This window comes from Streptomyces sp. NPDC056169 (assembly GCF_042268445.1).
Lineage (GTDB): Bacteria > Actinomycetota > Actinomycetes > Streptomycetales > Streptomycetaceae > Streptomyces.
Map to the genome: position 1 here is coordinate 170,529 of NZ_JBHJUO010000013.1, position 10,003 is coordinate 180,531.

Sequence of the window (10,003 nt, forward strand, 5' to 3'; positions counted from 1 at the left end):
AGGGTAAAGTGTGTGATCCGGGTCACTATCGGTTTCGTGTGCGGGTTTACGGGTATGGGGTCGACCTTCCTCGTGCGTCCCACCCGTCCCCCGGTCCCCATCGGGCACACTGAGCTGATCCGCACCAGTTCGGGGAGCCGCCGTGAGCACAGCAAGGGGAGACAAGCCGCAACACCACGCCGGGGTCGACCCGTTGGTGTGCCTGCGCGAGCCCACCGACCCCGACTGCGACGTCTTCCTGACGGGCACGGTCTTCCTCGACATCATCTTCACGGGCCTCGACAGCGCCCCCGTCCGCGGCACCGAGTCCTGGGCCCGCGGCATGGGCTCCAGCCCCGGCGGCGTCGCCAACATGGCCACCGCCCTCGCCCGCCTCGGCCTGCGCACCTCCCTCGCCGCCGCCTTCGGCGACGACCACTACGGCGAGTACTGCTGGGACGCCCTGGAGCAGGGCGAGGGCATCGACCTGACGCTCTCCCGCACCGTCCCCGGCTGGCACTCTCCGGTGACCGTCTCCATGGCCTACGAGGGCGAGCGCACGATGGTCTCCCACGGCCACGAGGCCCCGCCCGACGTCGACGCCGCCGCCCTGCCCGCCTACCCGCCGCACGCCCGCGCCGCCGTCGCCTCCCTCGTCCCCGGCCGCAGCGAGGAGTGGGTCGCCCAGGCCGCCCGGGGCGGCGCCAAGGTCTTCGCCGACGTCGGCTGGGACGACACCGGCCAGTGGGACCTCGCGGGCCTCACCGACCTGGAGCACTGCGAGGCCTTCCTGCCCAACGCCGCCGAGGCCATGCGGTACACCCGCACCGACTGCCCCCGGGCCGCCGCCCGCGCCCTCGCCGACAAGGTCCGCTACGCCGTGGTCACCCTCGGTGCCGAGGGCGCCTACGCCGTCGACGGCGCCACCGGCGAGACCGCCGAGGTCCCCGCCATCCAGGTCTCCGCCCTCGACCCGACCGGCGCAGGGGACGTCTTCGTCGCCGGCTTCGTCACCGGCACCCTCGCCGACTGGCCCCTCGCCGACCGGCTCGCCTTCGCCGGCCTCACCGCCGCCCTCTCCGTCCAGGAGTTCGGCGGCTCGCTCTCCGCCCCCACCTGGGGCGAGATCGCCGCCTGGTGGCAGCACGTCCAGGGCCACGCCAAACAGGACCCCGAGGCGCTGCGCGGCCGGTACGCCTTCCTGGAACGGCTCCTGCCGGCCCCCGCGCGCCCCTGGCCGCTGCGCCGGGCGGTACCGACGATCGGCTTCCGAGCGGCCGCTTCGTAAATCCCTTCGGCCGGTCGCCGCCAGGTCGTAGGCTTGGAAGTCGAGAGGTTGTCGAGCAGCGAGAACCCTGCAACGGGAGGTATGTGCAGGCCACAGTGCCGGCCCATGACGCAGACACCCACAGCCCACGACGGAGCGTCCCTCGACGGGACGACCGACCAGGCCCGCGCCCACTTCACCGTCCCCGCGAAGCATCCGATGGTGAACCTGCTGGGCTCCGGTGACGCGCTTCTCCGCGTCATCGAGAAGTCCTTCCCGCGGGCCGACATCCATGTCCGGGGCAACCAGGTCAGCGCGGTCGGGGACGCGGCGGAAGTCGCCCTGATACAGCGCCTGTTCGACGAGATGATGCTGGTGCTCCGCACCGGTCAGCCGATGACGGAGGACGCAGTGGAACGTTCGATCGCCATGCTCAGGGCGAGCGACAACGGATCGGCGGACGGCGGCGAGACCCCCGCCGAGGTGCTCACGCAGAACATCCTCTCCAGCCGGGGCCGCACGATCCGCCCCAAGACGCTCAACCAGAAGCGGTACGTCGACGCGATCGACAAGCACACGATCGTCTTCGGCATCGGACCCGCCGGTACCGGCAAGACCTACCTCGCCATGGCCAAGGCGGTCCAGGCCCTGCAGTCCAAGCAGGTCACCCGGATCATCCTGACCCGGCCCGCCGTCGAGGCGGGCGAGCGGCTCGGCTTCCTGCCCGGCACGCTCTACGAGAAGATCGACCCGTACCTGCGCCCGCTCTACGACGCGCTGCACGACATGCTCGACCCCGACTCGATCCCCAAGCTCATGGCGAGCGGGACGATCGAGGTCGCGCCGCTGGCCTACATGCGAGGCAGGACGCTCAACGACGCGTTCATCATCCTCGACGAGGCGCAGAACACGAACCCCGAGCAGATGAAGATGTTCCTCACCCGCCTCGGCTTCGACTCGAAGATCGTCATCACCGGTGACGTCACCCAGGTCGACCTGCCGAACGGCACGAAGAGCGGTCTTCGTCAGGTCCGCGACATCCTGGACGGTGTCCCGGACGTCGCCTTCTCGACGCTCACGTCGCAGGATGTCGTCCGGCACAAGCTCGTCGGCCGTATCGTCGACGCGTACGAGCAGTACGACCTCCGCACCGAGAGCCGCGACGAAAGCCGCGGCGAGCACCGGCGCGGCCGTAACGGGAAGTAGAACGCAGAACACATGTCGATCGACGTCAACAACGAGTCCGGTACCGAGGTCGACGAGCAGGCGATCCTCGACGTCGCCCGCTACGCGCTCGCGCGCATGCGCATCCACCCCCTCTCCGAGCTCTCGGTGATCGTCGTGGACGCGGAGGCGATGGAGCAGCTCCACATCCAGTGGATGGACCTGCCCGGACCGACGGACGTCATGTCCTTCCCGATGGACGAGCTGCGTCCGCCGGCGAAGGACGACCAGGAGCCCCCGCAGGGGCTCCTCGGCGACATCGTGCTCTGCCCCGAGGTCGCCACCCAGCAGGGCAAGGACGCGCCGACGGAGCACTCCATGGACGAGGAGCTCCAGCTCCTCACCGTCCACGGGGTGCTCCACCTCCTCGGGTACGACCACGAGGAGCCCGAGGAGAAGGCCGAGATGTTCGGCCTCCAGGCGGCGATCGTCGACGGCTGGCGTGCGGAGAAGGGCCTCACCGGCCCGTCCCCCGCGCCGACCGTCTCCTGACCCGATGGACGTCTCGCTGATCCTCGGCGCGGTCGCCCTGGTCGTCGTCGCCTGGCTCGCCGCCTGCGCCGAGGCCGGTCTCGCCCGCGTCTCCAGCTTCCGCGCCGCCGAGGCCGTACGGTCCGGGCGGCGCGGGGCCGAGAAGCTCTCCCAGATCGCCGCCGACCCGACCCGCTATCTCAACGTGGCGCTGCTCGTCCGCGTCGCCTGCGAGATGGCGGCCGGCGTCCTCGTCACGTACGCCTGCCTGGAGGCCTTCCCCGAGACCTGGGAAGCGCTGCTCGTCGCCATCGCCGTCATGGTCCTCGTCTCGTACGTGGCCGTCGGCGTCTCGCCGCGCACGATTGGCCGCCAGCACCCGCTGAACACGGCGACCGCCGCCGCGTACGTCCTGCTGCCGCTCGCCCGGATCATGGGGCCGATCCCGCAGCTGCTGATCCTCATCGGCAACGCGCTGACGCCCGGCAAGGGCTTCCGCAAGGGTCCCTTCGCCTCCGAGGCCGAGCTGCGGGCCATGGTCGACCTCGCCGAGCAGGAGTCGCTCATCGAGGACGAGGAGCGCCGCATGGTGCACTCCGTCTTCGAGCTCGGCGACACGCTCGTCCGCGAGCTCATGGTGCCGCGCACCGACCTCGTCTGCATCGAGCGGTACAAGACGATCCGTCAGGCCCTCACGCTCGCGCTGCGCTCCGGTTTCTCCCGGATCCCGGTCACCGGCGAGAACGAGGACGACATCGTCGGCATCGTGTACCTGAAGGACCTCGCCCGCAAGACGCACATCAACCGCGAGTCCGAGGCGGACCTCGTGTCGACCGCGATGCGGGCCGCCGCCTTCGTCCCCGACACGAAGAACGCCGGCGACCTGCTGCGCGAGATGCAGCAGGAGCGCAACCACGTCGCCGTCGTCATCGACGAGTACGGCGGCACGGCCGGCATCGTCACCATCGAGGACATCCTCGAAGAGATCGTCGGCGAGATCACCGACGAGTACGACCGCGAGCTGCCGCCCGTCCAGGACCTGGGCGAGGGCAGCCACCGCGTCACCGCCCGCCTCGACATCGGGGACCTCGGCGAGCTGTACGGCTTCGGTCCCGACGAGTACGACGACGAGGACGTGGAGACCGTCGGCGGACTGCTCGCCAAGGCCCTCGGCCGCGTGCCGATCGCCGGCGCGAAGGCGGTCGTGGAGCTGCCGGACGGCCGCTCGCTGCGGCTCACGGCCGAGTCCCCGGCCGGCCGCCGGAACAAGATCGTCACCGTGCTCGTGGAACCGCTGGAACCGCAGGAAACCGAGGAGTAGCCCGCATGACCCCCGAGCAGCTGCGCGCCTTCTGCCTGGACTTCAACGACGCGACGGAGGAGTTCCCCTTCGGCCCGGACGTCTCCGTCTTCAAGGTCGCCGGGAAGCTGTTCGCGCTGTCGTGGCTCGACGCCGAGCCGCTGCGGGTCAACCTCAAGTGCGACCCGGACGAGGCCGTACGCCTCCGCGAGGAGCACCCGGCCGTCGCCCCCGGCTATCACATGAACAAGCGCCACTGGAACACGGTGACCGTCGGAGAGCTCCCGGACCGGATGGTCCGGGAGCTCGTCGAGGACTCGTACGACCTCGTCGTCGCCGGTCTCCCCAAGGCGGTACGGCTCCGCCTCGACCGCCCGTAGGCCAGGTCCGGCCGGCGGTCGTTCAGGAGCGTCGCCGCAGGCCGAGGGCGACGAGCACCGCCGTACCGAGCACGATCGCCGCGTCCAGGGCGAGGACCGTGCGGACACCGCCGAACAGATCCCCGCCCGTGGTCGCGAGCACCCCGAGCAGCGGGATCCCGATCGTGAGGCCGACCTGCTGGGTGGTCGTCACCAGCCCGGTCGCCAGGCCCTGCTCCTCGTCCGGGACGCCGGAGGTGACGATCAGTCCGTACGAGATGATCGCGCCCAGGTGGAACATGCAGGCCAGCGAGGCCGCGACCGTCGCCAGGAGTACGCCCGAGTCCCGCCCGACCCCGAGGATCGCGGCCGTCAGCAGGCCCTGCCCGGCGAGCGAGCCGACCAGGACGCGGCGGGCGCCGAACCGGCCGATCACCTTCGGCGCGAGCATCCCGGCCACGACCGCGAAGACCCCCTGCACACCGAAGACGAGACCGGTGGCGAACGGCGAGAGCTCCAGCGTCTCCTGGAGGTACAGGGTCAGGACGAAGACGACGGTCGACATCATCGAGAAGGTGATCAGCCCGCCCAGGTTGCCGAAGGCGACCGTGCGCCGCCGCAGCATCGGCAGCGACACCAGCGGGGCCGCGTGCCGGGACTCGACCCGGACGAAGACCGCGAGCAGCAGCAGCCCCGCCACCAGTGTGACCTGCACGTCCGTACGGCCGAAGCCGTGCTCGGCGGCCGTCGACAGGGAGTAGATCAGGGCGAGCAGACCACCGGTGACGGTGACCGCGCCCGGCACGTCGAGCCGGGGCCGCTCGGGGGTGCGGGACTCGGGCAGCAGACCCGGCGCCAGCGGCAGCACGATCACGGTGAACAGGGCGAGCAGGCCCATCGTGGAGCGCCAGCCGAGGGTGTCGGTCATGACCCCGCCGAGCACCATGCCGACGGTGAAGCCGAGCGAGAGCAGGGTTCCGGAGATGCCGAGCGCCTTGTCCCGCAGCGGGCCCTCGGGGAACGTGGTCGTCAGGAGCGACATGCCCGTGGGCACGATCGCGGCGGCGCCGATGCCCTGGAGGGCGCGCCCGGTGAGGAAGGCCGTCGGGTTCCAGGCGAACGTGGCGAGCAGCGAGGCCGCGCCGAAGAGCGCGAGCCCGGCGAGGAAGAGCTTCTTGCGCCCGTAGAGGTCGCCGATCCGTCCGAAGAGGAGGAGGAAACCGCCGGAGGGCAGGGCGAAGGCGGTGACGGCCCACTGGAGGGCGGACTGGCTCAGGCCGAGGTCGGCGCCGAGGACGGGAAGGGCGACGTTCAGGACGGAGAAGTCGAGCGCCACCATGAACTGGGCGGCGCACAGGACGAAGAGGATGAGCCGGTTGCGGCCGGTGAGGGAGGCCGGGGCGGCCGGGGGAGCGGTGGGCGGAGCGGGGGGAGTGGTCGTCGTTGCCATGCCGACGACTCTCGTGCCACGGGAACACCGGTGGGGAGCGGGTACTTATCCTGTTGGTCGCACCACCAGGCACCACGTACCACCAGGCATCACGAGTCACCACGCACCACCACGCACCACGAGTCACCACAGGCATCCAGGGGGAGGAAGCACACGTGGCCACCGCTCTTGAGAGCACCACCGCGAAGCAGCACCGCCTCGGCGAACTGCGCGAGTTCCTGATGAGCCGCCGGGCCCGGGTGAGCCCGGCCGAGGCCGGGCTCCCGGACGGCGGGGCGCGCCGGCGCACGCCGGGGCTGCGCCGCGAGGAGGTCGCGGTCCTCGCGGGCGTCGGGGTGTCCTGGTACCAGTGGCTGGAGCAGGGCCGCGACATCACGGTCTCGCCGCAGGTGCTGGACTCGGTGGCGCGCGTGCTGCGGCTGAGCCCGGCGGAGCGGCGTCATCTGTACGTCCTCGCGGCGCTCAACCCGCCGGCCCTGGAGGCCGCCCCGGAGGACCGGGACATGTGCCAGGGGCTGCGACGGCTCATCGACACGTGGATGCCGTTCCCCGCGCACATCATGGACGCGTACTGGAACACGGTGCTCTACAACGACGCGGCGGCGATCGTGCTCGGGATGCGGCCGGAGACCCCGCAGAACTGCCTCGTCACCTTCTTCACCGACCCGCTGTACCGCTCGCGGTCGGTCCAGTGGGAGGAGCTCGCGCCCCGGGTCGTCGCCCAGTTCCGCTCGGCCTGCTCGGAGTGCCCGGACGACGAGGGGTTCCGGGCGGTCGTCGAGGAGCTCAAGGAGCGGAGCCCGGAGTTCGCGGAGCTGTGGAAGCGGCGGGACATCCTGCCGGGCGGCCAGAACCGCAAGGAGCTGGAGCACCCGCTGGTCGGCACGCTCGTCGTCGAGGCCACCCAGCTCAGGGTCCCGGCCCGGCCGGACCTGGTCGTCGTCATGCACACCCCGCTCCCGGAGGCCGACACGGCCGCGAAGCTGGAGTGGCTGGTCTCCCCGGAGGGCCGCCGCGGGGCGATGTACCCGGTCGCGGGCTGAGGCGGTAGGGCCGCGGGCTGAGGCCGTACCGCCGTGGGCTGAGGCCGTAGGGCCGCTGGGTGAGACCGTGCGGCCGGGGGATGAGACGTGGCGGCCGCGGGGCGGGATCCCCCGGGCCGTGGGGTGAGACCTGGGCGGCCGTGGGGTGAGACGGGGTCCGGGTGTTCCCCGGCCCCGACCTATGCTCGGGCCATGACACTCAGCAGCGAGCACGGCGACCTCGGCGCCGAGGACCTCAAGATCATCACCCTGGCGCGCGGCGCCCGCGCGCGCAACGGCGTGCCCGAGGGGGCGGCCGTACGGGACGAGACCGGGCGGACGTACGTGGCGGGGACCGTGGAACTGGAGTCGCTCAAGCTGAGCGCGCTGCAGACCGCGGTGGCGATGGCGGTGGCCAGCGGCGCCCAGTCCCTGGAGGCGGCGGCCGTCGTCTCGACCTCCGAGGCGGCCTCGGCGGCGGACCGCGCGGCCGTACGGGATCTCGGCGGCCCGGAGACGCCGGTGCTGCTCGCCGGTCCCGACGGGCAGCTGCGCGAGGCAGTGACCGCCGGCTGAGGGGTCGGAACAGGACATCGAGCGACTTCGAGGGCCCGGCGGGAAGCCGGGCCCTTGCGCGTTTGTGAAGGATCACCGCATCTTCTCTTGCCTTCCCTGGCGGTCTGCGTCTCAATGAGCATCGGTTCGCCCGACGGACCGTCAGATATTCGCCATTCACGCAGTGTCCGCACCCCTGCGTTCGTCATCGGAAGGGGTTCGAACTCGCCATGAGAAGCAGAAGCACCTTAGGGACGGTCGCGGTACTCACCGGAGCGCTCGCCGCCGCCGGACTCGCCTTCGCCCCCTCGGCCGGAGCCGTCGCGCCGGGATCCGCCACGGCGCAGTACGACTGCGGCAGCTGGGGCGGCGGCACCGCCAACATCACCGCGACCCAGAGCGGCACGTCCGCGACCATGACGATCAGCACGGCCGTCACGACGCCGATCGCCGTCGGTGCCGACCAGATCAACGCCACGCTGACGCTGGCCAAGGCGGGCGGCGGCACCCGGGTCTTCACCGGAAAGAAGAACCCGGCGGTCGGTGCCGGTCAGCCCGTCACCATCGGGCCGCTGAGCGGGACCGTGGCCTCGGGCGACAGCCTCAACTCGTACTTCGCGGGTGTCGCCCTCAAGATGGTGATCTTCGGGGTCACGGTGAACTGTGACGCCGTGACGTCGCAGTCGCCGGGACCGTTCGTCTTCAGCTGAGCCGCCCTGCTCCACCCCTGACCGGTGTCGCCGATGGCGGCACCGGTCTCCGGCGTGTTCAGGGGGGTTTGGCGGTAGGTCTGACCTGCGGATACGCGAGAGCTCGCCGATCTTGACAGAATCTGATGGGTCATCAGTCGGTGGTTTTCGATTCCATTGACTTCTCTCCCCCCGCAGCCGTCAATGGCGCCCTCTCATCCCTCAGGAGGGGGCCCACACATGGCACTCACCCGATCCCGGGCGGCGACCCGAAGACGGCGCTGGACCGCCGTCCTCGGCGCCGGCGCCCTCGCGGTCGCCGCAGGCGGCGCCATCGCCGCTCCGGCCCACGCGATCGCCGTCTCCACCCCGGTGGAATTCCAGACGCGGTGCGTCCCGCCGCCGATCGCCGGCATCCCGCCCATCACGGGCACCACGACCGCCGACATCACGGTCGACAAAACCGCGCCCAAGGTCGGCGACACGGTGACGGTGACCTACACGATCACCAAGCCCGCCGCGTCGAACCCCGTCGACCTCGCGCTCCCGGCCGACATCATGACCCCGAGCGGAAAGGTCGTCCTCGGCGGCGCCCAGACCGGCGCGGTCAGCGTCACGGGACCCAAGAAGAACCCGCCCATCCCGGGCAAGGGCGCCTTCCCGGCCTTCTCCATGACCGGTACGTTCACGGTCACCCAGCCCGGATCGATCACCCTCTCGCCGGGCGACTACAACATCCACACCAGCTACCTCATGGAGCTGGACACCCCCTGTACGGTGCTCGACCCGCCCGCCCCGGTCTCCGAGACGGTCGTCGCGAGCCCCGTCACCAGCCCCAACACCCGGACGCTCCAGCTCGACAGCGCCACCGGTGACCCCGGGGTCCGGGTGACCGTCACCGGCGCCAAGTTCACCCCGCTCACCGAGGTCACCGTCGTCGGCCGGGCCGGCGGGGCGGAGACCGCCGACAAGATGACCGTCACGACCGACAGCGAGGGCGGGTTCGCCGCGCGCCTGAAGGTCAACGACGCGGCGACCACCGGTGTCGTGGCGTACGAGGGCACGGCCTGGGATCCCGAGAAGGGCGCGGGCCCCGTCGCGTACAAGGTCGTCGTGCCGGCCCCGCCGAACAGCCAGACGATCACCGCGGCCGTCACGGCGGGCGAGCTCTCCATGAGTCAGGCGGGGGACGCCGTCGAGCTGACCTCGGTCGACTTCGGGCAGGGCGGCGCGGCCACCGGCGACCTGAAGACGGTGACGGTCAAGGACTTCCGCGGCGGCCCCGCGGGCTGGTCCCTGACCGGCAAGGTCACCGACTTCACCGGCCCCGGCGGCGCCATCGGCGCCGGGAACCTCAGCTGGACCCCTGCCTGCACCGCCAAGGCCGGCAGCCCCAGCACCTGCGCGGCCGGCTCGGCCGGTCCCGTCGGCAGCGGCGGCGCGACCCTCGCCTCCACGCCGAACGGCACCCTCACGGGCGGCGAGTTCACCGTCGACGCCCAGCTCTCCCTCGACGTCCCGGCGTTCACCGCGCCCGGCTCGTACGCGGGCGTGCTGACGCTGACCCTGTCCTGACCACCCGGCGGGGGGGGGGGGGGGGCCCCCCCCCCCCCCCCCCCCCCCCCCCCCCGGGGCGGCCCCCGCGCCGCCCCGCCCACGGCGAGGCGGGCCGGAGGGAAGAGAAAGA

10 protein-coding genes are annotated in these 10,003 nt (G+C 71.7%); 9 read left to right on the forward strand and 1 reads right to left on the reverse strand.

From position 1 onward, the window contains the following. Positions 1 to 142 precede the first annotated feature (142 nt). The 5 genes from ACFC0G_RS22800 to ACFC0G_RS22820 all read left to right on the forward strand — a co-directional run bounded on the left by ACFC0G_RS22800 (position 143) and on the right by ACFC0G_RS22820 (position 4,621). Positions 143 to 1,267, forward strand: a complete 1,125-nt coding sequence (locus tag ACFC0G_RS22800) for a carbohydrate kinase family protein (protein WP_376406022.1) — start codon at positions 143 to 145, stop codon at positions 1,265 to 1,267. Positions 1,268 to 1,372: 105 nt separating this feature from the next. Then, positions 1,373 to 2,452 (forward strand): PhoH family protein, encoded by a 1,080-nt coding sequence (locus tag ACFC0G_RS22805; RefSeq protein ID WP_376406024.1) that lies wholly within the window; start codon positions 1,373 to 1,375, stop codon positions 2,450 to 2,452. A gap of 12 nt (positions 2,453 to 2,464) precedes the next feature. Next, positions 2,465 to 2,962, forward strand: coding sequence for an rRNA maturation RNase YbeY (ybeY, locus tag ACFC0G_RS22810; protein ID WP_376406026.1), 498 nt, complete (start codon positions 2,465 to 2,467; stop codon positions 2,960 to 2,962). Positions 2,963 to 2,966: 4 nt separating this feature from the next. Continuing rightward, positions 2,967 to 4,262 carry a hemolysin family protein gene (locus ACFC0G_RS22815; protein ID WP_376406029.1) on the forward strand — a complete coding sequence of 432 codons (1,296 nt, stop codon included), beginning with the start codon at positions 2,967 to 2,969 and terminating at the stop codon, positions 4,260 to 4,262. Between the two features lie 5 nt (positions 4,263 to 4,267). Then, on the forward strand, positions 4,268 to 4,621 hold the full coding sequence (locus tag ACFC0G_RS22820) for an MmcQ/YjbR family DNA-binding protein (RefSeq protein WP_267043557.1): 354 nt from the start codon (positions 4,268 to 4,270) through the stop codon (positions 4,619 to 4,621). A 22-nt stretch (positions 4,622 to 4,643) separates the two neighbouring features. Here the strand turns inward: ACFC0G_RS22820 and ACFC0G_RS22825 are convergent, their stop codons facing one another. Next, entirely contained in the window at positions 4,644 to 6,050 is a 1,407-nt protein-coding gene (locus ACFC0G_RS22825) for an MFS transporter (RefSeq protein ID WP_376406031.1), read from the reverse strand. Between the two features lie 221 nt (positions 6,051 to 6,271). Between ACFC0G_RS22825 and ACFC0G_RS22830 the strand changes: the two genes are divergently transcribed. The 4 genes from ACFC0G_RS22830 to ACFC0G_RS22845 all read left to right on the forward strand — a co-directional run bounded on the left by ACFC0G_RS22830 (position 6,272) and on the right by ACFC0G_RS22845 (position 9,891). Continuing rightward, a complete protein-coding gene (locus ACFC0G_RS22830) occupies positions 6,272 to 7,093 on the forward strand; it encodes a helix-turn-helix transcriptional regulator (RefSeq protein WP_376406252.1) in 822 nt (273 codons plus the stop codon). Positions 7,094 to 7,285: 192 nt separating this feature from the next. Next, the gene (locus ACFC0G_RS22835; protein ID WP_376406033.1) at positions 7,286 to 7,648 is read left to right on the forward strand and encodes a cytidine deaminase; all 363 of its coding nucleotides are present in this window, start codon (positions 7,286 to 7,288) and stop codon (positions 7,646 to 7,648) included. Positions 7,649 to 7,857: 209 nt separating this feature from the next. Continuing rightward, positions 7,858 to 8,337, forward strand: coding sequence for a hypothetical protein (locus ACFC0G_RS22840; protein WP_376406035.1), 480 nt, complete (start codon positions 7,858 to 7,860; stop codon positions 8,335 to 8,337). Between the two features lie 219 nt (positions 8,338 to 8,556). Continuing rightward, positions 8,557 to 9,891 (forward strand): beta-xylosidase, encoded by a 1,335-nt coding sequence (locus ACFC0G_RS22845; RefSeq protein WP_376406037.1) that lies wholly within the window; start codon positions 8,557 to 8,559, stop codon positions 9,889 to 9,891. Positions 9,892 to 10,003 lie beyond the last annotated feature (112 nt).